Here is a 26,109-nt window from a genome sequence, read left to right as displayed (position 1 = left end):
CCGGCCGTCAGGCCATGGTCTTGTCGTCGGCGGCGGAAAACGGCCGCTTGGCGTGGGCACCCGGATGGTCTTCCGACAGGTCCGTCTGATCCGGTCCCTGGCGGATGATGCGGACCAGGAAACGGATGCCGGCGATGAATACCACCGCGTAGACGGTGACGTAGCCCACCAGGGTGAACAGGGCCATGGCGCCGGTCAGGGAGGGGGTGAGCCCTTCCGCGGTACGGATCAAGCCGTAGGCCAGCCAGGGCTGACGCCCCACCTCAGTGACGAACCATCCGGCCAGAACGGCCACAAAGGGTAGCGGAATCATCAGGCTGGTCAACCTCAGGAAGCGTTTTGATTCCACCAGACGATCCCGCCAGGTGAGCCAGGCGCCCCACAGGGCGATGATGATCATGAGCAGGCCGATGCCCACCATGACCCGGAAGGACCAGAACACGATGGGCATGTGGGGGCGGTCTTCGGGCGCCCATTCCTTCAGGCCGGGGACCGTGCCGTTCCACTCATGGGTCAGGATCAGGCTGGCCATGTTGGGGATGCCGATCTCCAGGAAATTGCGTTCCTGGGATTGACTGGGAATGGCGAACAGGAGCAGGGGGGCGCCGTCGGTGGTCTCCCAGACCCCTTCCATGGCCGCCACCTTGGCGGGCTGGTGTTTGAACGTGTTGAGACCGTGCACGTCCCCCACCAGCAGCTGGGCCGGGGCAGCGAAGGCGAGCATGATCAGGCACATCTGCAGGGCCTTCTTGGACGCCTCCGGTGCCTTGCCCTTGAGCAGATACCAGGCCGACACGCCGGCAACCACGAAGCCGCCGGTGAGAAATGAGGCCAGAGCCACATGGAAGAAACGGGGGACGAAGGAAGGATTGAAGATGGCCTCGCTCCAGGAAGTCAGGTGGACGATGCCGTCCCGCAGTTCGGCGCCCGCGGGGGTCTGCATCCAGCTGTTGGCGGAGAGGATCCAGAACGAGGATATGAAGGTGCCCAGGGCCACCATGCAGGCGGCGAACAGGTGGGTACCCCTGGGGACCTTGTCACGACCGAACAGCAGCACCCCCAGGAACACCGCCTCCAGGAAGAAGGCGGTGACCACTTCATAGGCCAGGATCGGGCCGAGGAAGTTGGCGCTGGCATAGGAGAATACGCTCCAGTTGGTGCCGAACTGGAACGACATGACGATCCCTGACACCACCCCCATGCCGAACACCACGGCAAAGACCTTGGTCCAGAATCGGGACAGTTGCTCGTAGGCGGGGTTGCCGGTCCGGTAGAGCAGGCCCTCCAGCAGGGCGATGTAGGAGGCCAGGCCGATGGTGAAGACAGGAAAGATGGCGTGGAACGAGACCACGAAGGCAAACTGGATTCGGGATAGAAGTAGGGGGTCAAGCTCCATCATGGGTCGGTCCTCGGGCCCGGGTTCGAAGGTTTGCATTCTGTCCAGTGTGTTCGCTATTTCCCATGATTTTGGTCAATCTTTGTCGGCTCGATACCCGGTGTGCCGGGTATTGAAAGGATACCGACCGGATGGTATGTTCCTGCCATGAATCCCCAAGACGGCTTGCGCAAGAAACAACCGGCCCGGGTTCGGCGGGCACTGCTGGATCAGGGGGCGCGCCTGTGCTCCGAGCAGGGTGTGCCTGGACTGACCCTGCAGGCGGTCGCGGATGCCGCCGGCGTGACCAAGGGGGGGCTGTTGCACCATTTCCCCTCGAAGCAGGCGCTGGTGGAGGCCATCTTCGACGACCTGTTGCAGCGTTTCGAACACAGTATCGATCGTCTGATGGCCCGGGATGTCGAGCCCCACGGGCGTTTCACCCGGGCCTATGTGACTGCGACGATGGAACTGATCGGCATGGACGAGTTCATCAAGTGGCAGAGCCTCATGATGACCATGCTGACCGATCCGGGCATCAGGCAGGGCTGGAAGTGCTGGATGGAAGCGCAGCAGGCACGATACAGGGAAACCGATGAGGATGGCCGGCTGGTGCTGGCCCGGTATGCCGCCGATGGAATCTGGCTGGCCGCGGTGCAGGGGCATTCCAATCTGGAGTCAGACAGGCAAAGAGGTGAGTTGCTGGCACACTTGATCGACATGACGAGGACCCCTTAATCCATGAATCCATCTCTGGCCGTTTATGGCGTGCTGGGAATGGCTATCCTGCTGGAAGTGATCGGCACCCTGTTCCTGCAAAAATCGGATCAGTTCACACGCCCCGTGCCAACCCTGGTCATGGGGCTTTGCTATCTTGGGGCGTTTTATTTTCTCTCCCATGTCCTGAAGAGCATCCCGGTGGGCGTGGCGTACGCCCTCTGGAGTGGCCTGGGTATCCTGCTCATTTCTCTGGTGGGTTATCTGGTCTTTCGGCAGTCTCTGGATCTGGCGGCCTGGATCGGTATCAGCTTCATCATTCTGGGGGTCATTATCCTGAATGTTTTTTCCAGTTCAGTGCCCCATTGACGCGCGGGGTATCCGATTCCGTGGTGGGAGAGTGTAATCTGCCTTTTTTCAGTTCCCGCGCCGTGGCTTGGGCGACGGTCGTTCCCATCAACTTTTCTGCTGGTCTGCCAAAGGCTGTGTCCCGGACATGAACAGAAGACTCATCAATCGGCGCATGATCCTCATGCTGCTGGTCGTATCCCTGCTGCTGGGCGGTGTATTCGGTTACAAGGCCTTCATCAATGCCCTGATCACCGACATCTTCGACAACATGCCCGAACCGGTGGCCACCATCACCGCCACCGAGGCCAGGGAACAGATCTGGCGACCGCAACTGGAGGCGGTGGGCAGCTTTGCCGCCGTGCAGGGGGCCGACCTGACCACCGAGGTGAGCGGCATCGTGCAGGAGATCCTGTTCGATAACGGCGCCCGGGTCCGGGCGGGGGATGTGCTGCTGCGCCTTGACAGCCGCACCGATGTGGCTCAGCTCCGCCGCCTGGAGGCGGCGGCCCGGCTGGCGGATCTGGAACTGGAGCGGGCCCGTCGGTTGGTGCGTCAGAACAATATCTCTGAAGCGGAGTTGCAGCGCCGGGAGAGCGAGGCCGAACAGGCCGCGGCGGCGGTGCAGGAACAGGCGGCCCGCATCCAGCAGAAGACCCTGACGGCACCCTTTTCCGGGCAGCTTGGCATCCGCCGGGTGAATGTGGGCCAGTTTCTCTCCGCCGGCGATCCCGTGGTGTCCCTGCAGGCCCTGAATCCGATTTATCTCAATTTCTCCCTGGCGGAGCGACGCCTGGGCGAGGTGACGCCGGGACAGCCGTTGCGGGTGAGGGTGGATGCCTTTGAGGATACCTTCGAAGGTCGCGTCCGCGCCATCGAGCCGGCCGTGCGGGCCTCCACCCGTACCTTCGAGGTACAGGCCATCATCCCCAATCCGGAACAGCGGTTGCGCCCCGGCATGTTCGGTCGCGTGACCCTGGATGTGGGGGAGGAGGCGACGGTGGTGGTGGTGGTGCCCCAGTCGGCGGTGAGTTTCAATCCCTACGGCGACTCGGTCTATGTGATCCAGTCGGGCGACGAGGATGAGTTGCGGGTGCGCCAGCGTTTCGTGCGTACCGGCACCCGGCGTGGGGATCTGGTGGTGATTCTGGAAGGGCTGGCGCCAGGTGAGCAGGTGGCCACCAGTGGTCTGCTCAAGCTGCGCAACAACGCCGTGGTGAAGATCAATGATGATCCCGATCTGCAACCCGGCGAAGAGTCGGCACCCACACCGCCCAACGCCTGATGCGGCCGGAGAGCCTCGATGCGATTCACTGATGTCTTCATCCGCAAGCCGGTGCTGGCCACGGTGGTCAGCCTGTTCATCCTGCTGCTGGGTATCCGGGCCGGTTTCGACCTGAACGTGCGCCAGTTTCCGGAGATCCAGAATGCGGTGGTTACCGTCACCACGACTTACATCGGTGCCGATGCCAACCTGATCCAGGGCTTCATCACCACCCCCCTGGAACGGGAGATTGCCGCCGCCGAGGGGATCGATTACCTGGTCTCCACCAGTCTCTCCGGCGTCAGCACGGTGCAGGCCTATCTGCGCATGGACTATGATCCCAACGAGGCCCTGACCCAGATCGCCGCCCAGGTCAACAAGGTCCGTTCGGATCTGCCCCAGGAGGCGGAAGAGCCGGTGATCCAATTGTCGGTGGGCGAGACCATCGCCGCCATGTACATGAGCTTCTATTCCGAGGTGCTCAGCGACAACCAGATCACCGACTATCTGGTCCGGGTGGTGGAACCTCAACTGGCCACCCTGCCGGGGGTGCAGCGGGCCGAGATCCTGGGGGCACGGACCTTCGCCATGCGCATCTGGCTCGATCCGGAGCGGATGGCGGCCCTTGACGTGACCGGTGCCGATGTGCGCCGTGCCCTGCAGGCCAATAACGTGCTCTCGGCGGTGGGGAGCACCAAGGGCCGCCTCATCTCGGTGGAGCTGACGGCGGAAACTGACCTGTCCAGCGCCGAGGGTTTCGAGCAACTGGTGGTTCGATCGGAGCAGGGCGCCATCGTCCGGTTGCAGGACATTGCCGAGGTGGAGTTGGGTTCCGAGAGCTATGACAGTTCCGTGAGCTTCAATGGCCAGTCCGCCACTTTCATCGGCATCGAGATCTCCCCGGATGCCAATGCTCTGGATGTGATCGCCGATGTTCGACGGGTCTGGGAGCGGGAGATCGAGCCCCAGTTCCCCGAAGGCCTCAAGGGGGATATCGTCTATGACTCCACCCTCTATATCGAGAGCGCCATCCAGGAGGTGCTGATCACCATCGTGCTGGCGCTGGTAATCGTGGTGGGGGTGATCTATGCCTTCCTCGGTTCCATGCGCAGCGTGATCATCCCGGCCCTGGCGGTGCCCCTGTCCTTGATCGGCACCCTGTTCCTGATGTTGCTGATGGGGTTTTCCATCAACTTGCTCACCCTGCTGGCCATGGTGCTGGCCATCGGCATTGTGGTGGATGACGCCATCATCATGGTGGAGAACGTCCATCGTCATATCGAGGAGGGCATGAAGCCGGTGGAGGCGGCCTTGCAGGGTGCCAGGGAACTGGCCTGGCCCATCGTTGCCATGTCCACCAGTCTGGTGGCGGTCTTCATTCCCATCGGCTTCGTCGGCGGCATCACCGGCACCCTGTTCGTGGAATTCGCCTTCACCCTGGCGGCCTCGGTGATCCTCTCCGGCGTGATCGCCCTGACCCTCTCTCCCATGCTCTGCTCCCGCCTGCTCAAGCCCCATGGCGAGGGCGGCAAGGGGCGTTTCGAGGCCTGGCTCGATGCCCGCTTCGAGGGGCTTCATCGGCGTTACGAACGTCGTCTCCATGGTGCCCTGGAAGATCGCCATGTGGTGCTGGTGTTCGGCTTCATCGTGCTGGTGTCCTGCTATTTCCTGTTCATCACCAGCAGCAGCGAGCTTGAGCCCCCGGAGGACCAGGGCTTCGTCTTCTCCATTGCCCAGGGGGATGCCCCCATGACCCTGGATCAGCTGGAGCGCAACACGGCGGTGATGAACCGGTATCTGGACGAGATTCCGGAACTCTCCAACATCTTCATCATCAACGGTTTCGGCGGCGGTACCCATTCCGCGGTGGCGGGGTTCGTGCTGGCGCCCTGGGACGAGCGTGACCGCAGCACCCAGGCGGTACTGGATAACGACCTGCAACCCCGGCTGGAAGAGATCCCGGGTCTGAGCATCTTCGCGTTGGCGCCGCCATCCCTGCCCAGTGCCGGAGGCGGGGCTCCGGTGGAGTTCGTCATCCGCTCCACCGATCCTTCGGAGAACCTGCTGGAAGTTTCCCGGGAAGTGATCGGCCGGGCCATGGCCAGTGGCCGCTTCATCTACATCGACGGTGATCTCAGGATCGACCGTCCCCGAACCGAGATCCATATCGACCGGGAAAAGGCCGCCCTGATGGGGGTGGATATGCAGACCCTGTCGGCGGATCTTTCCTCCCTGTTCTCCGGCGCGTTCGTGGGACGCTTTGCCCTGGATGACCGGTCTTACCGGGTCATTCCCCAGCTGCAGCGGGTGGATCGGCTGACGCCGGATCAGATCGAGGATCTCTATACCCGCAACCGGGACGGCGAGCTGGTGCCCCTGGATACCTTGATCACCCTGAAGGACTCGGTGCATCCCCAGCAGCTCAAGCGCTTCCAGCAGCTCAACGCGGTCACCCTGTCCGGGGTTCCCCGGCCGGGCGTGACCCTGGGCGAGGCCCTGGAGGTGCTGCAGGAAATCGCCGCCGATGTCCTGCCGCCGGGTTACAGCGTGGATTATGCGGGGCAGTCACGTCAGTTCATGACCGAGGGCCGCCAGCTGGTGGTGACCTTCTTCTTTGCCCTGCTAGTGATCTATCTGGTGCTGGCGGCCCAGTTCGAGTCATTCAGGGATTCGCTGATCATGCTGGTGACCGTGCCCATGTCCATTGCCGGCGCGCTGCTGTTCGTCAGCCTGGGCCTGACCACCCTGAATATCTATACCCAGGTGGGGCTGCTGACCCTGATCGGACTGATCGCCAAGCACGGTATCCTGATCGTGGAGTTCGCCAACAAGCTGCAGGAACAGGGGCTGTCCCGCTGGGAGGCAGTGGAAAAGGCGGCCGGAATCCGGCTCAGGCCCATCCTCATGACCACGGCGGCCACGGTGCTGGCCATGATCCCGCTCCTGATTGCCAGCGGCCCGGGCGCCGGTTCCCGGTTTGCCATGGGCTTGGTGATCGCCGCCGGCATGACCATCGGCACCCTGTTCACCCTGTTCGTGGTGCCGGCGGTGTATACCTATCTGGCACGGGATCGTGTCGGGGTCACCGGGGCGGCGTGACCGGATCGTTCCCAGGGCCGGCATCCAGTCTTTGCCGCAATGCCGGCAGCAACCTGTCCATCTGCTCCAGCAGGCTATGAAGCGCCTGCCGGATCCGCGGGAATTCGGCCTGTTGGCGGCAGAGATCCTCCAATTGTTGGGCGGCATCCCTGGCGGGCAGGGCGCACAGGGTTCCGCATTGTCCCTTCAGGGTATGCGCCTGGATGCCCAGATCGCCGAGATGGGACGACGCCAGATTGTGCCGCATGTCATGAAGTTGGTTATCGATGCTTTCCAGGAAAAGCGCCAGCACTTGCAGCAGCAGAGGTTCGTCATCACCGATCTGCCTGAGTGCGTTCTGCCAGTTGAAAATGGGAGATTGATCGGTGGGCGCCGGGTCGGGGATGGGGGCGCCGAGGGTCATGGCCTCCATGAACCAGGTCGGTTCGTTTTCAGCATGGATATTGCTGATTTCCAGGGTGCTCGGCGACACTGAATCGGTGTCGGGATGATGATCATGGCCGATGACATTAAGGACCTCTTGAATCAGCAGGGCGTACTGGATGGGTTTTGCCACATACCCCTGAATCCCGCCGGCGAGAAAGCGTTCACGATCACCGGCCATGGCATGGGCCGTCAGGGCAATGATGGGGCAGGGTGACCAGTGATTTTCGGCCTCCTGCTGGCGAATGTGTTGGGTGGCCTCCATGCCGTCCATGAGCGGCATCATCATGTCCATAAGGATGAGGTCAAAGCGTCGATGGGCAGCCAGCTCCACCGTTTCGATGCCGTTTTCCGCCACGGTACAGACTGCATCAATGCGCCCGAGCAGCTTTCTGATCACCAGTTGATTGATGGAGTTGTCCTCGGCAATCAATACTTTCAGACGCATTTGCTTGAGCTGATCGGCAAGCAGGACATGAGGCGTCCGGGTATCGCTGGGCTCTGGTCGCGTGCCGTGGGGCAATCGAAGCCTGACCGTGAATTCAGAACCCTTGCCTACCTCGCTGATGACGGTGATCTCGCCGCCCAGCAATTCCACCAGTTTGCGGGTGATGGTCAGGCCCAGGCCCGTGCCTTCGTAGCGCCTGCTGTAGGTGTTGTCTCCCTGCTCGAAGGCTTCGAAGATCCTGCTGATCACATGGGTGGGAATGCCGATGCCGGTGTCCCTGACCGACAGTTGCACCTCGGAAGCCGCCTCGTCCCGGGCAAGCAGCCGCCCCTGGAGAGTGACCTCTCCCTGTTCGGTGAACTTGATGGCGTTGCCGAGCAGGTTGATCAGGATCTGGCGCAGGCGGGTGGCATCCACGCGGACGTAGTCGGGCAGATCCGGGTCCAGGTGATGGGTGACCCTGAGTTGCTTCGCCGCCGCCGTGGGCATTTGGCTTCCCAGGGTTTGCAACAGCAGTTCCTTCAGGTCCAGATCCCGGGTTTCCAGGATCATCTTGCCGGCATCGATCCTGGACAGGTCCAGGACGATATTGATGATGCTCAGCAGGTGTTCCGCCGACAGTCTGGCCAGATTCAACTGTTCCCTCACTTCCTCCGGCAACGGGGTATCCAGTACCACGTCCAGCAATCCGAGCACACCATTCATCGGTGTTCTGATTTCATGGCTGATGTTGGCCATGAACAGACTCTTGGCCCGCTCGGCGCTGCGGGCGGCTTCCATCTGTTGCTTGAGCTCCTGCTCGTAGATGCAGGCGCGAATGGCCTGTGCCAGTTTTTCCATCAGTTTGGGCAGGGAGTTGAAGAGATCCTCACTGATCGGTGTGCCGGTCTTACGCATGACCAGGATGCCGAAACCGGTCAGATGGAACACGTACCAGTGATGCGCGTCGCCGTCTTCCCGGTGCAAGGGGAGACGCATCAGCCAAGCGCGGAGTGTGTCCGGATGGTCCGGTATCCCGGACCGTTCCATGAATGCCTGATAATAAGGTCTTTGGACCACATTCCGGGGGATGGCCGCCACGACTGTTCTTGAAACCTCCGGCGAGGCTTCGTCAATGAGACGTATGACGACGGCAAGGTTGAAATTGCACAGTCGCATCATTGTCCCCAGGCTGTGCCTGAGCATTGGATTCAGATCCAGGCTCTGGCCGACCGAGAATGCGATTTCGTAGAGGATCTGTGTCGCTTCAAGTCGTCTCAAGGGACCCCTCCCTGTGCCATGTCAAGCAGGCAAAGCACGGAAGACTTGTTCATGAACTCCATGTAATCGTTTCCGGTATTGGCGATTTCGCCCAGTGTGAAGGCACCGAACAAGGGCATGCCGGCGCCGGCGCCCTCCAGTTCCCGGTGGATCCCTTCACCGAGAAACAACACCCGTGAAATACAGTCGATGAACAGGGCCGGGGCGGCGGTGCCGTCGGTGCACTGTGATTCGGCGATGGCCCGGGCCTGGGTGGCGGCCTGGATCAGGGAGTCCGGGGTGCCGTTGAGCAGTCTGACGAAACAACCTTCCCGGACTTCTCCCACACACATCAGGGATTGATCGCCCACTACCATCAGCGGGTCGCGTACCACCATTTCGCTGTCCAGTTTGGAGATGCCGAAGGGATAGGCCTTGGCGATGTCGAAAAAATTCTCTCTGGTGATGTCCTGGCCGCCATGCTCCCGGATCATCCGGCGATACACCTCGAAGGCCGGCTGCCAGTCAAGGGTATGGATGATGTTCCTTTCCGACGAGGTGACTTTGAGGGTGTCGCTGATGGGCTCCCAGCCATGGGTGACGCCGATGCGGCTGACCAGAGGGATGCGGGCCAGGACTGCGGTATCCCGGCAAATCCCGTTCGGTGTGATGATGCAGGGTTTCTTTTCAAAGCTCAGTGACCCGGCACCGCCGCCGACGAAATTGACATCCAGTCCGAAATGCAGGAACAGCGACTCGATGAGGGCGCTGATGCGGCTGGAGAAACCATCCAAAAACACGATGACGGTATTGTTCTCCAGTGCTTCTGGCCATGCGGCGTGGGCCTGTGCAAGGTCCCGGTCAAGATCGGCATGGGCATCGCTGAGTCCATGCACCACGGCGATTTGTGCCGTGACGGGCAGCCCGACCAGCAGGGTGCCGTTGGAGTAGGGTTTGCGCTCATGGATGATCTGCGGGAAAACGCCACCGAATACCGGTAACGGACACTCCCGGAACAACCGGGTGGCCCCCTCATGCGGCCAGTTGTCCTGATCGCAGCCCAGTACCATGATGCTCTCGACCCCGGGTTCCCGCGCCATGCGTTGCAGGCAAGGGACAAGCGCATCGAGATGCCCGGTCGGTTCCATGTGAAAGTGGATGGTGTTCGTGATCATGGGATTGGTTTTCATGGGGTGGTATTCACGGAATGTCGGCGTCGGCGACGCTTTTCATGGTCAGACAGTGCTGCAGTTCATCGGCCCTGACGGGCTTGGAAATCAGGTAACCCTGTATCTCATTGATACCCAGTGCATCCAGATAGTCCCGCTGACGCTGGTTTTCCACGCCTTCGGCAATGGTCCTGAGGCCAAGGCCCTGGCTCAGGGCCAATGTCGTCAATTTAGGCCATCACCCCCGGCAATGGATTGATATATCTTGATTTTCTAGGGTTGGACCGCCCTGGCCGGATCATCTCTTGGTCCTGGATGATCCATTGGAACAGATCCAGGATGGATTTTTCTGAATTGTCTGCTGACCACAGCGAGAAGAACCGGTCACGGAACTTGAGCAGAGTGGCCCGGAAGTTGATGCGGTATTCCCTGGAGCGTCCGGTCGTACGCAATGTTGCCACCGGCTGAGACAGGGCGGCGCTGATGGCTGCCAGCGTGAGAGTCAGGAAGCGGGCGTAGATTTCCTGGTACACGCCTAACCGGCTATGGGTGCGGAAGCGCTCGACCTGAAGCCAGGTTTTGAAGGCTTTGTAGGATTCCTCAACGCCCCAGCGCTCGGCGTAGAGGGATTTGAACAGATGGGCTGGATAGGTCTTTGTGTCAAGCAGGCTGGTCGCCAGGATCTCGATGTGTCCCTTGCCCAGGTCGATGCGGATCAGGCGCAGCGTCAGGGGTTGGTCACAGACCTCCAGGGCGGCGCAGTCACTGCGCATCGCGGCGCTGGGTGTCCACTGAATCACGGTCTCGGTGTCGCCGGAGGCAACGAATTGCGTGACCTGGGTAGTGAAATTCAGGGTCAGTCGGGCACAAAAAGCCACTTGGGCATGGCGATGGGCAGCGAACAGGGCAAATGAGGGGAAACCACGGTCATAGATGGCCAGATCGTCAGTTCGCAAACCACTGAGCAGGCGTTCGGCCAGGAAACGTTCTCCCATGTACACCGGTGAAAGCTCACAACTCAGCGGCACGCGGGTCAGGACATCCTGGTGGCTGACCAACAGGGCCATCGGTCGCCGGGTTTTGGTCTGGTTGCCCTGGGTGCCAAACTCATCGGCCAGGTCGTCGTTGAGTGGCAGTCGTATCTTGGTGCCATCCACGGCGACGAGCCGGTAGCCCATCCAGCGGCGGGGTGCCTGCACTGCATGGAAGGTGTTCACGGCCTGCTGCTGCAGGCTGACCAGGGCTTCATAGGGAAACTTTTGGCAGGCTTTGGACACCGCTTGCTTGGTGACACGGGTCTCCTCTCCCAAGCCGCGAAACAGCTTGTCAATGCCGAACTGGAGAGAAGGGACCGCGCCGGAGAGGAAGAACAGCGCCATGCGCTTGAAGGTCAGCGAGCGTTGCCGGGAGAAATCCCGGGGGTGGTAGCAGTGCTCCCGGATGAACGTGGGATCACTCACCGATGAGTCGATACGGTTAAGAATTATTCTCATAAAGGCAAGCGGGTTTCTGAAGTGCCGTCAACAAGTTTTTCATGATTTGAATGTCTCAAGCTTTGCCGTGAATTGCTTTTATTTTAACAAAATCATACGGTTATTGTTGTTGGTTAAGTTGACGGTATTGGGCTCAGGGCCGTCAGGGAACGGATGATGGCCCGGCTGTTTCTGTATTCGGTGATGTTCTCGATGAAGCTCTTGTCGATCTTGAGGGTGTTAAGCGGGAATTTCAGCAGGTATCCGAATGATGAGTAACCGGTACCGAAGTCGTCGATGGCAATATTGAATCCCATTTCCCTGAGACGCTTGAGGGTTACGATGGTGTCTTCAGGGCTGTGCATGGCGATGTTTTCGGTGATTTCCAGTTCCAGGCAACGGGCCGGGATGCCGTGCCGCTCCGTGCAGGCCAGGATTCGGTCGGCCAGATCCTCCTGTTCGAACTGGCGGGCGGACAGGTTGATCCCCATGCGCAGATTGACGCCCTGGCGTCGCCAGGCAGCCGCCTGACGGCAGGCCTGCTCAATGATCCAGTCCCCCACATGCCGTATTCTGCCGGTCTCTTCCAGCAGGGGGATGAACTCGACGGGGGAGATGACGCCTCTCTGGCTGTGCTGCCAGCGGATGAGAGCCTCGACGCCGACGATCCTGCCGCTGGACAATTCCTGTTGGGGCTGGAAGACCATGAAGAACTCGTCCTTGTCCTGGGCAAGGCGCAGGTCGGTTTCCAACAGGATGCCCATGGCCTTGTTTTCCACCTGGCCTTGCTGATGAAACACCAGCTTGGTGCCGCTTCCCAGACGGGCCTTGCGCTGGGCTTGCCGGGCCAGGAGCAGCAGGTCCTCGGCATTGGATCCATCCCGTGGGTAGATGCCGGCACCGGCGGAGAACTCCACGAAGACGGCCTTGCCATTGATGAAATGCGCCTTATCCAGGTGGGAGAGGTAAGCCTCGTGGGAATCCTCCATGGCCATGGCCACGCCGAAGGTGTCGGCTTCCAGTCGGCAGAGCAGGGTGCCTGGGGCGGCATGTTGCCGCAGACGCTGGGCGAACACCCGCAGGACATTGTCGCCGGCGGCATGGCCGAAGGCATCGTTGATGCGGTGCAGCCGATCGATGTCCAGAACCATGACCATCCATGGATCTTCTCCCGACCCCATGTCCAGCTGTTCCTGCAACAGGCGCAGGAACAGCCGTTCCTTGGGTAGGTTCGTCAGCTCATCATGCTCCACCAGATAGAGCACCTGATTTTCCAGTGCACGCAGCCCGGTCACATCCTGAAACGCGCCGACCATGGTGTCCTGGTCCGCGGATGGCTTGCCCTGCATCCGCAGGATGCGATGTCTGGCCCCATCTACCAGCCGGACTTCCAGGTCAAGCCCTTCGTGATGATTCATGCTCAGTTCAAGCTGATTTTTCACCTCGGTCTGCTGCCCGGCATCCACCAGTGCGATGAAGTGATCGACACGGTCAGGGAGTGGCTCGCGCCACCCCAGCACGGCAGGAGCGTCTTCCGACCAGCGCATTGCCCCGGATTGCCGATGCAGTTGCCAGAATCCAAGCCTGGCCAATCGGCAGGCACTTTCCTGTTCGGCTCGGGCCTGCCTTAGCACCGCTTCCCGCTCCGCACCGCCGAGTACATAGCGGACACGTCGGGATAGCAGGGTCGGGTTGATGGGTTTGGTCATGAAGTCCGTGGCCCCGGCATCGAAGGCCTCATCGATCGACTGGACATCCTCGGCGCTGGTCAACATGAGGATGGGAACCCAAGTCCCTTCATTATGGGCGCGGATGGCACGCACCACGTCGAAGCCGTTCATCTCCGGCATGGTCACGTCCAGCAGGATCAGATCTGGGCGGTGCCGTACAAAGGCCTCGACACCGCGCTTGCCGTTGTCTGCCTCAATGACCCCATAACCCTGACGAGAGAGACCGACCCGGATTACGAGCCGAATGGTGGGGTCATCATCGACGATGAGGATGTTAGAGATGGCAGCGGTCATTGATGACTCGATTCTGGTATCAGGCATGCCCGTGGCGAGTGGGTGCGGTGGTGGCAAAGATTGACCGAATATGCTTCGCTCAGGTTGTTCCTGCGACGATTCACATGATGATCCGGAGACAGACCCATGTCCTTTGTCATGCAGATTCAGAAAACCGGTGGTCCCGAGGTGCTGGAATGGGTCAGGTCACCCCCGGGGGAGCCGGGGCCGGGGGAGGTTCGTCTGCGTCAGACGGCGATTGGTCTCAATTTCATTGACATCTATTTTCGTCGTGGGCTGTATCCGTTGCCGAAGCTGCCGTGCGGTCTTGGCATGGAGGCGGCCGGCGTGGTGGAAGCCCTGGGTGAGAACGTGACCGGGTTGCAGGTCGGCGATCGCGTGGCCTATGCCGCGCCTCCTCCGGGTGCCTACGCTCAGAGGCGGGTCATGCCTGCCGACAGGCTGGTGCGTCTGCCCGAGGATATCCCGGACGACACCGCCGCCGCCATGATGCTCAGGGGCATGACTGTCCATTATCTGTTGCGGCGCACCTGGCCGGTGGCGGCGGGTCAGCATGTCCTGGTCCATGCCGCCGCCGGCGGTGTCGGTATCATGCTCTGTCAATGGGCAAGGCATCTGGGGGCCGAGGTGATCGGCATCGTGGGCAGTCCCGAAAAGGCCAATCTTGCTATGGAACATGGCGCGAATCACGTCATAGTGGGCGCCGGGGAGGGATTTGCCGACAGGGTGAGGGAAATCACCGACGGGCGCGGCGTGGACGTGGTCTACGATTCGGTCGGGCGGGATACGTTCATGGGTTCGCTGGATTGCCTGCGACCGTTGGGCATGATGGTCAGCTTCGGCAATGCCTCCGGCCCCGTGCCCCCTGTGGATCCGGCCGTGCTGGCAGGGAAAGGTTCGCTCTTTTTCACTCGACCCAGCCTGTTTCATTACATTGCCGCCCGGGAAGACCTGGAATGGGCCGCCTCGGAACTGTTCGAGATGGTCAGGACCGGTGTGGTGGCAGTGCCCATTCATCAACGATACCCTTTGCGAGAAACTGCCCGGGCTCATGAGGACATGGAGGCCAGGCGCACCACCGGCAGCAGCATCCTGCTGCCCTGAGGGTTACCAGTTGCCGCCCAGCCCCATCCGACTGTTGCGAAGACAGCCCTGAAAGGCCAGCACCGAGCCGCCGGCATGGTGATCCCAGCAGGATACGATGGCGTCAAAGCAGGTTTCCAGCCGGCTTCTTTCTCCCCGGGCCCGCTGATGGCATTCGAAGGCCGCCCTGTCGGAGAGAGTATCCACGGTATGGTGGGTCACGGTCAGCGGTCCCTGGGCCAGTATCCACTGCATGGCTTGGCGGGCTCCGTCCAGGGAAAACTTCAGGGTGCGGACATCTCCCTGATCATCTTCCACCTTGAGGCGGATTTCACGTCCCTCCATCAAGGATTCCAGAAGGGGTGGCAGCGAGTGTCCGCGGGAAGGTTCCCAGACCGGCCATTCCAGGCTTTGAGTCCATGACCCCGAGGATGGATCGGGATCGATGGGGGCATCGGGATCCTGCTGGAGGGCATGCTTCCGACAGGTCGTGTCCACATCGATTTCCGCTTCCAGCAAGCCATCCCTGATGTGAATGGGAGGCCCGCCATTGACCAGCAGGGCAATCTTGACCGGCCCATTCTGCGTCTGGCCCACCGCAAGTGCGTGGCCCTCGTCAGTGCGTGTATAGGCCAGCAGGGTCAGCGCCTGTTCTCCGGACGGCTGGCTGTAACTGATCCACCAGTCCTGGAATCGCTCTGCGGCGAAGGCCGGTAGGCCCGTCGCCATCAACAGACAGGCAATCAGCATCTTCGTCGGCAACGGCATGGGATCGGCTCCTGATTGAATCCGGGGCAATGGTGAAGGGTTTTATATGAGCCGGCGAACTATCCATATGTCAACCATGAGTGCGGCGTGGATTTAGGTCGGGAAAGGCATCTTGAAAATAAGTAAAAAAGACCGAAGAACCTTGCAAAAATCGCAAATTGACATGCAGGCATCATGCGCTTCTGCTAATCTTCGCTGCAATGCAACATAAATCAGGTTCATCTGTCTGAACCAGTGAACCCAGCGACGATTGGAGGTTGCCCATGACGACTCAACCCTTCTCCATGCAAGGGAAAACCGGCATCGTCACCGGTCTCGCCAATGCCGACAGCATTGCCTACGGCTGTGCCCGTGCACTGCACCAGGCTGGTGCCGAAATGATCGTGACTTATGGCCATCCCAAGGCCGAATCCCACGTCCGCCCTCTGGTCGGTGAAATGGGAGATCCGGAACTGATGCTGTGCGATGTGCTTGATCAGTCCCAGGTGGACGCCCTGTTCCAGCGCGCCGACGAACGTTGGGGAAAGCTGGATTTTCTGATCCATTCCATGGCCTTTGCCCCCCGGGATGATCTCCATGGTCGGGTGGTGGACTGCTCCTGGGACGGCTTTGCCCAGGCCATGAACATATCCTGCCACTCCTTCATTCGTCTGGCCCGTCAGGCCGAGCCGCTGATGAAGGAGGGGGGCACCTTGATCACCCTGTCCTATTACGGGGCCGAAAAGGTGGTGGACAACTACAACCTCATGGGGCCGGTCAAGGCCGCGCTGGAATCCAGCGTGCGCTACATGGCGGCGGAATTGGGTCCGCGGGGCATCCGGGTGCATGCCATCTCGCCGGGCCCCATCCGTACCCGGGCGGCCTCGGGTATCCAGGATTTCGAAACCCTGGCCCGGGATGCCGAAACCCGATCTCCTTTGCGTCGTCTGACTACCGTCGATGACGTAGGACAGTGCGCCGTTTTCCTGGCCTCCGGGGCTGGACAGTCACTGACCGGCAGCACCCTTTACGTGGATGCCGGCCACAACATAAGGGCCTGAGTCATGGACAAGAAAACCGATCTGGGTTACATCGAGAACCGTACCTTCGATGAGATTCGGGTGGGCGACGAGGCTGCCATCGAGCGCCGGCTCACCATGGATGACATCAAGCTCTTCGCCATCATGTCCGGGGACGTGAATCCGGCGCATGTGGACGAGGATTTTGCCAAGAGTTCCCGTTTTCAGGAGATCATCGCCCACGGCATGTGGGGCGGGGCGCTCATTTCCACCGTGCTGGGCACCGAACTGCCCGGACCCGGGACCATCTATCTGGGACAGACCCTGCGGTTCCGGGCTCCGGTGGGCCTGGGAGACATCCTGCAGGTGAAGGTCAAGGTCCTGGAAAAGGATCCGGACAAGAACCGCATCAAGTTCGATTGCCGGTGTACCAACCAGGAAGGTCGGGATGTCATCGAAGGGGTGGCCGACGTGCTGGCACCCACGGAAAAGATCCGTCGCCCCCGTACCGTGATGCCTCGGGTGCGCATGTCCGAGCGGGCCCGTCTGCATGAACTTCTGCATGCCGCCACCCATCCGGAGGCGGTGGACATGGCCATCGTGCATCCAGTGGATGCACCTTCCATCCTGGGAGCCTATGAGTCTGCCAGGGCGGGCCTGATCCATCCCATCCTCATCGGTCCCGAGGATCGCATCCGCGCGGCAGCGGATGAGGCGGAGATCGACATCAGCGATTTTCGCATTGTCCATGTCCCCCACAGCCATGCCGCGGCTGAGCAGGCGGTGGCCATGACCCGTGCGGGCAGTGTGGGAGCGATCATGAAGGGATCGCTGCATACCGATGAGTTGCTGCGGGAAGTGGTGCGTAAGGATGCAGGCCTGCGCACCGAGCGGCGTATCAGTCATGTGATGGCCTTCGATGTCCCGACCTATCCTCGTCCGCTGTTCATCACCGATGCGGCCATCAACATCTACCCCTCCCTGGCCGATAAGGTGGATATCGTCCAGAACGCCATTGATCTGGCACACGCGGTAGGTAATGAGATGCCCAAGGTGGCCATTCTGTCGGCGGTGGAGACGGTGAATCCCAAGATCCAGTCCACCCTGGAGGCGGCAGCCCTGTGCAAGATGGCTGACCGGGGGCAGATCACCGGCGCCCTGATCGACGGTCCCCTGGCCTTCGACAACGCCGTGTCCGAGGCCGCGGCAGCGACCAAGAACATCACGTCACCCGTGGCGGGTCGGGCGGATATCCTGGTGGCTCCGGATCTGGAAGCGGCCAACATGCTCATGAAGCAGTTGACCTACCTGGCGGATGCAACCGGAGCCGGTCTGGTGGTGGGTGCCCGTGTGCCCATCGTGCTCACCAGCCGGGCCGATGATGCCATCACCCGTATGGCCTCCTGTGCCCTGGCGCTGCTGCTGGCGGATTATCTGAAGAAAAAGGTTCGGTAAGGCATGCGAGATATCCTGGTCATCAACAGCGGCTCTTCCAGTCTCAAGTTTGCGCTGCTGGGGTGGGGAGGGGATCTGTCACTGGACGGTTTTTCCGTCCATTACCAGGGGCACTTCTCCGGATTGGGCGGGCGGCAGGCACGGCTGTCGATTCGGGATGGCCAGGGAGCGGTCATCCGTGATGATCACCTGATCGCGGATGTCGATCAGTATGACCATGCCGCTGCGCTTTCAGAACTGCTGAACTGGATGGATGCGTTGCCCGATGCCGGCCGGATCAGTGCCATTGGCCACCGCATCGTCCATGGAGGACGGCATTATCGCGAGCCGGTCCGCCTGGACGAAGGGGTGCTGAAGGATCTGGAAACGTTGATTCCGCTGGCGCCATTGCATCAGCCTCATGGTCTGGCACCGGTGCGTAGCCTGTTCACGCTACGACCGGACGTGCCCCAGGTAGCCTGCTTCGACACCAGTTTTCACACCACTCAGGCACCGGTTGCCCAGGCTTTTGCCTTGCCCCGGCATCTGACCGAAGCGGGATTGATCCGGTATGGTTTTCACGGTCTTTCCTATGATTACATCAGCCGGCGTCTGCCCGATCATCTGGGCACGTTGGAGACGGGCCGGGTCGTAGCCGCTCATCTGGGCAATGGCGCGAGCCTGTGTGCCATCCGGGACGGTGCCAGCGTGGCTTCCACCATGGGATTTACCGCGCTGGACGGGCTGCCGATGGGAACCCGCTGCGGAACCATCGATCCCGGTGTGGTACTCCATCTGCTGACCCACGAGAACATGTCACCCGCGCAAGTGAGTGATCTGTTGTACAGACAATCAGGATTGCTGGGGGTATCGGGTGTCAGTGCCGACATGCGTGACCTGATTCAAAGTCCGGTACCCGCGGCCAGGGAAGCGGTGGAACTGTTCTCCTATCGCATCATCCGGGAAATCGGCAGTCTCGCGGCCGCGTTGGAGGGGCTGGACCATCTGGTCTTCACGGCGGGTATCGGTGAACATGCCGCGCCGGTTCGGGCTATGGTGTGTCAGGGATGTGAGTGGCTGGGGGTTCGCATTGATGAGGCACGCAACGAGTGTGGCGAGATACGCATCAGCATGGATGACAGCCCTGTCGGGGTATGGGTCATTCCCACCGATGAGGAGCGCATGATTGCCTGGCATGCCGCCCGCTGTTGTCTCTGATGTTCAAGGAAAAACAGCGCAGTCTTGACTAGACTTGGGTGACCGGCTTGAACGGTGTGGACCGTGGCGGCCGGTCACATTGGATATCAGAACCAATAAATCAGCCGCCGACCTCGTGGTCGGGGGGCGAGGAGTCTAGTCATGAGCGTTTACAAGGTCATTGAACTGATTGGAACCAGTGAAAAGTCCTGGGAAGATGCCGCCGCCCAGGCCGTGGCCAAGGCCCGATCCAGCTTGCGTGAACTGCGCATCGTGGAAGTCAACAAACTGGACATGAGACTGGATGAAGCCGGCAATATCGTGTGCTATCGAGCCCGCTTGAACGTCTCCTTCAAGTACGAAGAATAAGTACCGCCCCGCGGATTGCCTGTTTTTCCCATCACATGGCAGCGCGGACCGCTCTTGGTCCGTCTGCGCCTCGGACCCGGCGAGCACCGCTTGCCGGGTATTATCCTCTCATCCGGTCACCTGACAGAAATCAGACTTCTGTTCAGGCTGCCTTTGCCTGAAACACCTGCCTTGCCATGGCAATTCCCCGCATCCGCCGCCGTCTCCGGCGCTGAGCCAGTGCCGACAAGGTATCCGCGGTACCGATGACAGGGCCGAAGGTTTTCAACAGATGGTCGGCATGGCGGAGGAACTGCTGTGGTTCCATGCCGAGTTTGACCAGCAATCCGGGCGTCTTGTCCGCGATGAAGCCCCGTTTCATCGGATGTACGCATCGTCCCAGAGTTTCAGTCAGCTCGAAATAATCCTCCAGTGAAAAAGGAATGCCGTGTTGCAATCCAGCCTCCGATGCCTCAAAGGGCATCAGTGATGCCTGGGTGATGTTCTGCAATGATTTTTCTGGCTGTAAGGGACCGCTTTCACTCGCGTGGTCCCGGCGTGAACCGATCCTGAATGGGGTAGGGGAGGGGGGCATCTCAGGCTTTGATGAGGCTGGACCAAGCTTGGAGGTGTTGTCAGCGCCTCCGGTGCCGACATTGCGGTCCTTATCCGGGGTGATGGTGGCATTTCTGATTCTTCTGGCAATGGATGTGTATTCACTACGCTCCAGAGTGTCCGCAATCCCCGCCCGGATCGGGTTGAGATCCACATAGGCCATGGCTGCCAGCAAGGCTTGTTCATCCAGCAATGCCTGGCTCTTGAAACGTCCTTCCCAGAATCGCCCTTTGACACCGTCCTCCTGATTGGCCTGTCGGGCAATGGACTCGTTCAGTACCCGCATGAACCAGGAAATGTCATGGAGACGTGCCCGATAAATTTCGGCAAGTTCCTCCACCTGGGCCATTTCAGCGGCACTCATCCGAACTCTGTCATCGGACAGATAGCGCTGGACCGGGGCAGGGCCGGTAAATAGCTGCGTCCAGCGGGTCAGAATCTGCTCCATGGTCCATCCATGGGTACGGGAGGCATCGACTCTCAGAACCACGTGATAGTGGTTGGACATTACGGCATAAGCAGCAATATCGATGGCGAAGACCGAAGATAAGGCAAGAATTCGGCCTTCAATCCAGGCTCTGCGATGCTCGTAGCTGGTGCCGGTCAGCGGATCCTTGCCGCACAGGAACGCACGGCGTACGCAGCGACTGACCAAGTGGTACCAAGGGGTCTCGTCGAGGCTGATGAGGGATGCGCGAGGTTGAGTCATGACTTAAGAATAGACCCTTTTTTAGTAACATGCAAATAAAGTGGGTGTCCTTTTAAAAAGACTAATGACATCTACACATCAAACTATCCGTAAAAAATGCGTTTCTTCAGCAGGAAAATAAGGGTAAGTTTTTTAAACCAGACATGATTGGTCAGTTTCTTAAACAACAGGAGGATCGCCGCATGAAACCTTTGTTCGCCCTTTCGGCTACCGTGGTATTGATGTCAGGCATGGCGACATCTGCCCTGGCTGAGCCGGTGACCTACGAAATCGACCCCACCCATACCTTCCCTCGTTTCTCCTACAGCCATTTCGGGCTGTCCACCCAAACCAGTCAGTTCAATCAGACTCATGGCACGGTGACCCTGGATAAGGAGGGCGGTACAGGGCAGGTGGATATCGTGATCGACATGACCTCGGTGGAAACCGGGTACGCCACTTTCAACGAGCATATCCAGGGAGAAGATTTCTTCGATACCGCCAGCCATCCCGAAGCCAGATTTCAGTCCAGCCAAATCAATTTCCAGGACGGTCGCCCGGTATCCATAGACGGTCATCTGACCATGAAGGGGATCACACAGCCGGTGACCCTGGAGGTGAGTCATTTCGCCGCCATGGTCCATCCCATGCTGGAAAGACCGGCCATCGGTGCCCATGCCCATACCGTGGTAAAACGCAGCGATTTCAATGCAGACAAGTTCGTGCCCTATGTGGGAGATGAAATCACCATCAGCATCTCCATGGAGGCTGTGGTGCCCGAATAAGCAGGGCAGGTGGGATGTATCAAATCTTTCCACGGCCGGGCTTTGCCTGGCCGTTTTCACATGGGATGCCCCCCGACATGCATGCACAATGGCAAAGTACCTGATGTGCCAGGGTGCCGACTGTCATCAATAACCTGAAGGCCACAATCTGATACCCTTTGCAGGCTCAGGTTTTTAACCTCATTTCAGGCTTGACAAGACAACGTGGAGGCGCAGGGCGTGCAGCAGAATGAACGCAGTGACATCATCGTCCGAGCAGGGGGCGGGGCTGCCATGGTGATGGCGGCATTGCTCATGGCCGGTTGCGGCCAGAAGGTCTCGGAGGAAGGGTTTTTCGGGGTCTGGACAGTGACCGGATTCACCGCCACGGATGAGGCCACGCTGACCGACGAGCAGGCACAGGCTCTGGTAGGTCGCAAGGGCGTCTACTCGAAGCACATTGCCCACTTCGAGGAGAGTCAGTGTCTCAAGCCCGGGTATGTGGTTCACGCCCTGGGTCCGGACGCCTTTATCGAACGCTTCGGCATCACGCCGGAGGCGTTGGACTTTCCCGATGGGGACGTGACCACGGTGGAAATCACCTGTTTTGATACGCCGCTGGAAGAGCCCCTGAGCCTCCTGCCCAGAAGCGAGGAGGCGCTGGTCATCGCATGGAACGGTGTCTTCTTCGAGACTCACCGCAAGACAGGAGCCCCCCTGTCGGCCCGCTGATGCGGGCTGGGGTGCAGGATAAAAAAACGCCCATCCGATGAAAATCGGATGGGCGCAGGGATCAAGCGGATAGGAGAAGACAACTTCAACGGGCGGCCCTGCCCATGACACAATCCTGGTCTGAAGCGAATCAGGCGCTCTTGCGGGCCTTGGCGGGCTCGATGCTGGTGACGGTGGCCAGACCTTCTTCGCTGAGCTTCTGCACTTCTTCGGCATAACCGCGCTGCAGTTCCACCAGTTCATTGGTGTCCTTGGCCACCTTCTCGCTCAGAGACTTGGTGGCTTCGGCCTGGGCACTCACGTAGGCCTGCAGGCTCTTGGGGTCGGTCACGGTCTGCAGGGCACGCATCTGCTCGATGGTGATCTCGGAATAGCTGCGGAACATGCTGATCTGGTATTCAACCAGCTTGGCCACGTGATCCAGGGTCGCATTGTTGAACTTGCGCACAGGACCGGCCATCTTTTCGAACTGTTCCTGATTCATATTGAAGAATTCGTTGTACATGGCAAATCTCCTTGAGATGGGTTTGCCAAGGATGGGCGGATTCCCACCCTTGTTGCGTTGCAGCATAGCGCACTTTTTTGTGCGGTGCAACATTTCCAATCAAACACCAGCGCCACGCGGAAACATAAATACCGTAAGAATTGGATGCATAATAGGCAGAGTCGAAGTATTTTTGTGATCAGTCAATGTCCGGCGGATCGGCCACCCGCAAACCGGCGGCCGACCGGTTATCAGGAAAACCGATGATGAATAACAGCATCACAGTCCGACGCACCCTGGTGGGTATTCTGATCTTCGATCAGGTGGAAGTCCTCGACTTTGCAGGTCCGTTCGAGGTGTTTGCCACCACCCGGCTGGATGAGTCCAGACGCGCCGAAACGGAATCCCCCTTCGACATACGGCTGATTGCCGAACACAAGCGTCCCATCACCACCACGGGCGGCATGATGGTACTGCCGCACCATGACTTCACCGATTGCCCGGAACTGGACATTCTGGTGGTACCGGGAGGGAAGGGGGCCCGTCGCGAGATCAACAATCCCGTCCTGATGAGCTGGATCAGGGAGCGCTCTGATGGCTTATCCCTGCTGGCGGGTGTCTGTACCGGTGCCATGCTGCTGGGCAAGGCCGGCCTGCTGGACGGTCTGCGGGCCACCACCCACTGGCGCTCCCTCGACTGGATGCGGGATTCATTTCCGGAGGTGATGGTGGTGGAAGACGAATTTGTTGTGGATGCCGGCTCCGTCATTACCTCGGCAGGGATTTCCGCCGGCATCGACATGGCCCTGCAACTGGTCCTGCGTTATCACGGCCAGGACGTGGCTCGCGCCGCCGCCCGCTACATGGAGTATCCATTTCCGGAAAACAGCCGTAGGAGAGTGCTCGAAGGCCTGAAACCGCCCACCCAGCACGCTTCCAACGACGAACGACGCGTCAACTAGATTCCGGTAACGGCGGCATTTCCCGTTCCAGCGCCCGTAAAATCAGGGTGCTGGAACGGAAAGAGCAGGGTAGGGCGGGGTCAGCGCTGCATGGGATCCCGCTGCTGTGCCTGGCGGCTATCCGCCTGATTGGCATCCACCACCGCCAGCGCCGTCATGTTGACCAGGCGCCGCACGGACGCGGTTTCATTGAGGATGTGCACGGGCCTGGCGGAGCCCAGCAGGATCGGCCCCACGCTGATGCCTTCACCGCTGGCCGCCTTGAGCAGGTTGAACGAGATGTTGGCGGCATCGATGTTGGGCATCACCAGCAGATTGGCCTCGCCCTTGAGGCGGCACCCCTGGATGAGCTGATCACGGATCTCTTCCTTGAGGGCGGCATCGGCGTGCATTTCCCCGTCCACTTCCAGATTCGGGTCCATTTGTTCCAGCAGGGCCCGGGCGCGACTCATCTTGCGCGCCCCTTCGGAGGGCACACTGCCGAAATTGGAATGGGAAACCAGGGCTACCTTGGGAGCCAGACCGAAGTTGCGCACTTCCTCCGCCGCCATCAAAGTGATCTCGGCAATGGTTTCCGCGTCCGGATTTTCATTGACATAGGTGTCGCACAGGAAGAGGGTGCGATGGGGCAGCATCAGCAGGTTCATGGTGGCGAAGGTCCGCACCCCGGGGGCCAGGCCGATCACGTCTTCGATGAATTTCAGGTGATAGGCGTGCTGGCCCACCATGCCGCAGACCATGGCATCCGCATCTCCCGTGCGCAGCAGCATGGCGCTGATCAGGGTGTTGTTGCTGCGGATGCGGTACTTGGCGATGTCCGGCGTGATGCCCTTGCGGCCCATGATCTGGTGATATTCACTCCACAGGGTACGGAAGCGGGCGTCGGAAGCCGGATTCACTAGCTCGAAATCCTCGCCTGGGCGCAGGTTCAGGCCGATGCGCTCGATGCGGGACTCTATCACTTCGGGCCGACCCACCACGATGGGCTGGGCCAGGCCTTCTTCCAGCACCGTCTGCACGGCACGCAGCACCCGTTCGTCTTCGCCTTCGGCATAGATGACCCGCCGTGGGGCCGCCTTGGCGGCGGCAAATACCGGTTTCATCACAAACCCGGACTGGTAGACGAAGTTGTTCAGATGATCCCGATAGGTCCACAGCTCCTCGATGGGGGCGGTGGCCACCCCGGAATCCATCGCGGCCTTGGCCACCATGGGGGCGATCTTGACGATCAGTCGTGGATCAAAGGGTTTGGGGATCAGATAGGAAGGCCCAAACCGCAGCCCTTCATCCCCATAGGCCTTGGCCACCACGTCGGAAGGCTCCGCCCGGGCCAGTTCCGCCAGGGCCCTGACCGCGGCAATCTGCATTTCCTTGGTGATGGTGGTCGCGCCCACATCCAGGGCACCCCGGAAGATGAAGGGGAAGCACAAGACGTTATTGACCTGGTTCGGATAGTCGGATCGTCCGGTGGCCATCATGGCGTCATCCCGTACCTCCATGACTTCCTCGGGCAGGATCTCCGGGTCCGGATTCGCCAGCGCCAGGATCAGCGGATTGGGGGCCATGCGGGCCACCATGTCCTGTTTGAGCACGCCACCGGCGGAAAGCCCCAGAAAGACGTCGGCACCGTCGATGATCTCGCCCAGAGTCCTGGCCTCGGTGTCCTTGGCATAGCGTTCCTTGAAACTGTCCATCTCTTCGGGGCGTCCCTTGTAGACGACGCCGTGAATGTCCGTCACCCAGATGTTGTCCTCCGGCATACCCATAGTGACCAGCAGATCCAGGCAGGCGAGGGCGGCGGCACCTGCACCAGAGGTGACCAGCTTGATGCTGCTCAGTTCCTTGCGGGTGAGCTGCATGGCATTAAGCACAGTGGCAGCCACCACGATGGCAGTACCATGCTGGTCATCGTGAAAGACGGGGATCTTCATCCGCTCCCGTAGTTTGCGCTCGATGTAGAAGCATTCCGGAGCCTTGATGTCTTCCAGATTGATGCCGCCGAAGGTGGGCTCCATGGCGGCGATGATGTCCACCAGCTTGTCCGGGTCAAGTTCGTCCAATTCGATGTCGAAGACGTCGATATTGGCGAACTTTTTGAACAACACACCTTTACCTTCCATTACCGGCTTGGCTGCCAGGGGACCGACGGCGCCCAGCCCCAGCACGGCCGTGCCGTTGGTCACCACGCCCACCAGATTGGCCCGTGCGGTCAGGCGTCCCACCTGACCCGGATCTTTGGCGATCAGCCGTGAGGCGGCCGCCACACCGGGAGAATAGGCCAGAGCGAGATCGCGCTGGTTGGTCAGACCCTTGGTGGGCACGACCGAGATCTTTCCGGGGGTGGGGAAATAGTGGTAGTCCAGTGCGGCCTGGTCCAGCGAGCTTTTATCCATGGGGGCGATGGATCTCCGGTACGGGTCTTGAAATCGGGAAGCGGACTATTATCCGACTTTTAAAG

At 60.2% G+C, this 26,109-nt stretch carries 22 protein-coding genes; 12 read left to right on the top strand and 10 right to left on the bottom strand.

The genetic code is table 11. From position 1 onward, the window contains the following. Positions 1-7 precede the first annotated feature (7 nt). Entirely contained in the window at positions 8-1,396 is a 1,389-nt protein-coding gene (locus ACLF6L_RS07620; protein ID WP_238617035.1) for a cytochrome ubiquinol oxidase subunit I, read from the bottom strand. A 147-nt stretch (positions 1,397-1,543) separates the two neighbouring features. On the opposite strand from ACLF6L_RS07620, the gene ACLF6L_RS07615 reads away from it, so the two are divergent. The 4 genes from ACLF6L_RS07615 to ACLF6L_RS07600 all read left to right on the top strand — a co-directional run bounded on the left by ACLF6L_RS07615 (position 1,544) and on the right by ACLF6L_RS07600 (position 6,803). Further along, positions 1,544-2,113, top strand: coding sequence for a TetR/AcrR family transcriptional regulator (locus ACLF6L_RS07615; RefSeq protein WP_238616984.1), 570 nt, complete (start codon positions 1,544-1,546; stop codon positions 2,111-2,113). Between the two features lie 3 nt (positions 2,114-2,116). Continuing rightward, entirely contained in the window at positions 2,117-2,461 is a 345-nt protein-coding gene (locus tag ACLF6L_RS07610; protein WP_238616985.1) for a DMT family transporter, read from the top strand. 127 nt (positions 2,462-2,588) lie between these two features. Beyond that, the gene (locus ACLF6L_RS07605; protein WP_412852715.1) at positions 2,589-3,725 is read left to right on the top strand and encodes an efflux RND transporter periplasmic adaptor subunit; all 1,137 of its coding nucleotides are present in this window, start codon (positions 2,589-2,591) and stop codon (positions 3,723-3,725) included. A gap of 18 nt (positions 3,726-3,743) precedes the next feature. Further along, positions 3,744-6,803, top strand: coding sequence for an efflux RND transporter permease subunit (locus ACLF6L_RS07600; protein WP_412852714.1), 3,060 nt, complete (start codon positions 3,744-3,746; stop codon positions 6,801-6,803). On the opposite strand, the gene ACLF6L_RS07595 is transcribed toward ACLF6L_RS07600, so the two are convergent. The 5 genes from ACLF6L_RS07595 to ACLF6L_RS07575 form a co-directional block, all read right to left on the bottom strand. After that, on the bottom strand, positions 6,787-8,652 hold the full coding sequence (locus ACLF6L_RS07595; protein WP_238629770.1) for an ATP-binding protein: 1,866 nt from the start codon (positions 8,650-8,652) through the stop codon (positions 6,787-6,789). The genes ACLF6L_RS07600 and ACLF6L_RS07595 overlap by 17 nt on opposite strands. Before the next feature lie 278 nt (positions 8,653-8,930). Further along, the gene (locus ACLF6L_RS07590) at positions 8,931-10,088 is read right to left on the bottom strand and encodes an FIST signal transduction protein (protein ID WP_238629771.1); all 1,158 of its coding nucleotides are present in this window, start codon (positions 10,086-10,088) and stop codon (positions 8,931-8,933) included. Between the two features lie 25 nt (positions 10,089-10,113). Next, positions 10,114-10,311 carry an EAL domain-containing protein gene (locus ACLF6L_RS07585; RefSeq protein ID WP_412852713.1) on the bottom strand — a complete coding sequence of 66 codons (198 nt, stop codon included), beginning with the start codon at positions 10,309-10,311 and terminating at the stop codon, positions 10,114-10,116. 1 nt (position 10,312) lies between these two features. Further along, entirely contained in the window at positions 10,313-11,542 is a 1,230-nt protein-coding gene (locus ACLF6L_RS07580; protein WP_412852712.1) for an IS4 family transposase, read from the bottom strand. A gap of 146 nt (positions 11,543-11,688) precedes the next feature. After that, complete coding sequence (locus tag ACLF6L_RS07575; RefSeq protein ID WP_412852710.1) at positions 11,689-13,578, bottom strand: putative bifunctional diguanylate cyclase/phosphodiesterase; 1,890 nt, start codon at positions 13,576-13,578, stop codon at positions 11,689-11,691. Between the two features lie 126 nt (positions 13,579-13,704). Between ACLF6L_RS07575 and ACLF6L_RS07570 the strand changes: the two genes are divergently transcribed. Next, positions 13,705-14,682, top strand: coding sequence for a quinone oxidoreductase family protein (locus ACLF6L_RS07570; protein WP_412852708.1), 978 nt, complete (start codon positions 13,705-13,707; stop codon positions 14,680-14,682). A gap of 3 nt (positions 14,683-14,685) precedes the next feature. Here ACLF6L_RS07570 and ACLF6L_RS07565 read toward each other — a convergent pair whose 3' ends face one another. Next, positions 14,686-15,429 (bottom strand): hypothetical protein, encoded by a 744-nt coding sequence (locus ACLF6L_RS07565; protein WP_238616992.1) that lies wholly within the window; start codon positions 15,427-15,429, stop codon positions 14,686-14,688. A gap of 263 nt (positions 15,430-15,692) precedes the next feature. Between ACLF6L_RS07565 and fabI the strand changes: the two genes are divergently transcribed. The 4 genes from fabI (at position 15,693) to ACLF6L_RS07545 (ending at position 19,427) form a co-directional block, all read left to right on the top strand. Then, positions 15,693-16,469: an enoyl-ACP reductase FabI gene (gene fabI, locus ACLF6L_RS07560; protein ID WP_412852707.1), complete on the top strand. Its 777-nt coding sequence runs from the start codon at positions 15,693-15,695 to the stop codon at positions 16,467-16,469. Positions 16,470-16,472: 3 nt separating this feature from the next. Further along, the gene (locus ACLF6L_RS07555) at positions 16,473-17,882 is read left to right on the top strand and encodes a bifunctional enoyl-CoA hydratase/phosphate acetyltransferase (RefSeq protein WP_238616994.1); all 1,410 of its coding nucleotides are present in this window, start codon (positions 16,473-16,475) and stop codon (positions 17,880-17,882) included. A gap of 3 nt (positions 17,883-17,885) precedes the next feature. Next, positions 17,886-19,079: an acetate/propionate family kinase gene (locus ACLF6L_RS07550; RefSeq protein ID WP_238616995.1), complete on the top strand. Its 1,194-nt coding sequence runs from the start codon at positions 17,886-17,888 to the stop codon at positions 19,077-19,079. A 141-nt stretch (positions 19,080-19,220) separates the two neighbouring features. Next, positions 19,221-19,427 (top strand): dodecin family protein, encoded by a 207-nt coding sequence (locus ACLF6L_RS07545; protein ID WP_008931258.1) that lies wholly within the window; start codon positions 19,221-19,223, stop codon positions 19,425-19,427. 142 nt (positions 19,428-19,569) lie between these two features. Here the strand turns inward: ACLF6L_RS07545 and ACLF6L_RS07540 are convergent, their stop codons facing one another. Next, on the bottom strand, positions 19,570-20,730 hold the full coding sequence (locus ACLF6L_RS07540; RefSeq protein WP_412852706.1) for a transposase: 1,161 nt from the start codon (positions 20,728-20,730) through the stop codon (positions 19,570-19,572). A 182-nt stretch (positions 20,731-20,912) separates the two neighbouring features. Between ACLF6L_RS07540 and ACLF6L_RS07535 the strand changes: the two genes are divergently transcribed. Together ACLF6L_RS07535 and ACLF6L_RS07530 are read left to right on the top strand one after the other, a co-directional pair. Continuing rightward, complete coding sequence (locus ACLF6L_RS07535) at positions 20,913-21,494, top strand: YceI family protein (protein ID WP_412852705.1); 582 nt, start codon at positions 20,913-20,915, stop codon at positions 21,492-21,494. Between the two features lie 219 nt (positions 21,495-21,713). Beyond that, positions 21,714-22,205: a hypothetical protein gene (locus tag ACLF6L_RS07530; protein WP_141565249.1), complete on the top strand. Its 492-nt coding sequence runs from the start codon at positions 21,714-21,716 to the stop codon at positions 22,203-22,205. A gap of 130 nt (positions 22,206-22,335) precedes the next feature. Here the strand turns inward: ACLF6L_RS07530 and ACLF6L_RS07525 are convergent, their stop codons facing one another. Continuing rightward, positions 22,336-22,710, bottom strand: a complete 375-nt coding sequence (locus tag ACLF6L_RS07525) for a phasin family protein (RefSeq protein WP_008931254.1) — start codon at positions 22,708-22,710, stop codon at positions 22,336-22,338. Positions 22,711-22,955: 245 nt separating this feature from the next. On the opposite strand from ACLF6L_RS07525, the gene ACLF6L_RS07520 reads away from it, so the two are divergent. Next, positions 22,956-23,651 (top strand): DJ-1/PfpI family protein, encoded by a 696-nt coding sequence (locus ACLF6L_RS07520; protein ID WP_412852704.1) that lies wholly within the window; start codon positions 22,956-22,958, stop codon positions 23,649-23,651. 80 nt (positions 23,652-23,731) lie between these two features. On the opposite strand, the gene ACLF6L_RS07515 is transcribed toward ACLF6L_RS07520, so the two are convergent. Then, positions 23,732-26,044: an NADP-dependent malic enzyme gene (locus ACLF6L_RS07515; RefSeq protein WP_238616999.1), complete on the bottom strand. Its 2,313-nt coding sequence runs from the start codon at positions 26,042-26,044 to the stop codon at positions 23,732-23,734. Between the last annotated feature and the right edge of the window lie 65 nt (positions 26,045-26,109).

This window comes from Ectothiorhodospira shaposhnikovii, assembly GCF_047222355.1.
In the GTDB taxonomy this organism is placed as follows: Bacteria; Pseudomonadota; Gammaproteobacteria; order Ectothiorhodospirales; family Ectothiorhodospiraceae; genus Ectothiorhodospira.
Note: the sequence above shows the minus strand (reverse complement) of the source record. Positions and strands in the feature narration are given on the sequence as shown.

What these genes read in the sequence shown, in the direction of transcription:
- ACLF6L_RS07620 (WP_238617035.1), bottom strand. Translation starts at nt 1,396, where the DNA reads ATGGAGCTTGACCCCCTACTTCTATCCCGAATCCAGTTTGCCTTCGTG.
- ACLF6L_RS07615 (WP_238616984.1), top strand. Translation starts at nt 1,544, where the DNA reads ATGAATCCCCAAGACGGCTTGCGCAAGAAACAACCGGCCCGGGTTCGG.
- ACLF6L_RS07610 (WP_238616985.1), top strand. Translation starts at nt 2,117, where the DNA reads ATGAATCCATCTCTGGCCGTTTATGGCGTGCTGGGAATGGCTATCCTG.
- ACLF6L_RS07605 (WP_412852715.1), top strand. Translation starts at nt 2,589, where the DNA reads ATGAACAGAAGACTCATCAATCGGCGCATGATCCTCATGCTGCTGGTC.
- ACLF6L_RS07600 (WP_412852714.1), top strand. Translation starts at nt 3,744, where the DNA reads ATGCGATTCACTGATGTCTTCATCCGCAAGCCGGTGCTGGCCACGGTG.
- ACLF6L_RS07595 (WP_238629770.1), bottom strand. Translation starts at nt 8,652, where the DNA reads ATGCGTCTCCCCTTGCACCGGGAAGACGGCGACGCGCATCACTGGTAC.
- ACLF6L_RS07590 (WP_238629771.1), bottom strand. Translation starts at nt 10,088, where the DNA reads ATGATCACGAACACCATCCACTTTCACATGGAACCGACCGGGCATCTC.
- ACLF6L_RS07575 (WP_412852710.1), bottom strand. Translation starts at nt 13,578, where the DNA reads ATGACCGCTGCCATCTCTAACATCCTCATCGTCGATGATGACCCCACC.
- ACLF6L_RS07570 (WP_412852708.1), top strand. Translation starts at nt 13,705, where the DNA reads ATGTCCTTTGTCATGCAGATTCAGAAAACCGGTGGTCCCGAGGTGCTG.
- ACLF6L_RS07565 (WP_238616992.1), bottom strand. Translation starts at nt 15,429, where the DNA reads ATGCCGTTGCCGACGAAGATGCTGATTGCCTGTCTGTTGATGGCGACG.
- fabI (WP_412852707.1), top strand. Translation starts at nt 15,693, where the DNA reads ATGACGACTCAACCCTTCTCCATGCAAGGGAAAACCGGCATCGTCACC.
- ACLF6L_RS07555 (WP_238616994.1), top strand. Translation starts at nt 16,473, where the DNA reads ATGGACAAGAAAACCGATCTGGGTTACATCGAGAACCGTACCTTCGAT.
- ACLF6L_RS07550 (WP_238616995.1), top strand. Translation starts at nt 17,886, where the DNA reads ATGCGAGATATCCTGGTCATCAACAGCGGCTCTTCCAGTCTCAAGTTT.
- ACLF6L_RS07545 (WP_008931258.1), top strand. Translation starts at nt 19,221, where the DNA reads ATGAGCGTTTACAAGGTCATTGAACTGATTGGAACCAGTGAAAAGTCC.
- ACLF6L_RS07540 (WP_412852706.1), bottom strand. Translation starts at nt 20,730, where the DNA reads ATGACTCAACCTCGCGCATCCCTCATCAGCCTCGACGAGACCCCTTGG.
- ACLF6L_RS07535 (WP_412852705.1), top strand. Translation starts at nt 20,913, where the DNA reads ATGAAACCTTTGTTCGCCCTTTCGGCTACCGTGGTATTGATGTCAGGC.
- ACLF6L_RS07525 (WP_008931254.1), bottom strand. Translation starts at nt 22,710, where the DNA reads ATGTACAACGAATTCTTCAATATGAATCAGGAACAGTTCGAAAAGATG.
- ACLF6L_RS07520 (WP_412852704.1), top strand. Translation starts at nt 22,956, where the DNA reads ATGAATAACAGCATCACAGTCCGACGCACCCTGGTGGGTATTCTGATC.
- ACLF6L_RS07515 (WP_238616999.1), bottom strand. Translation starts at nt 26,044, where the DNA reads ATGGATAAAAGCTCGCTGGACCAGGCCGCACTGGACTACCACTATTTC.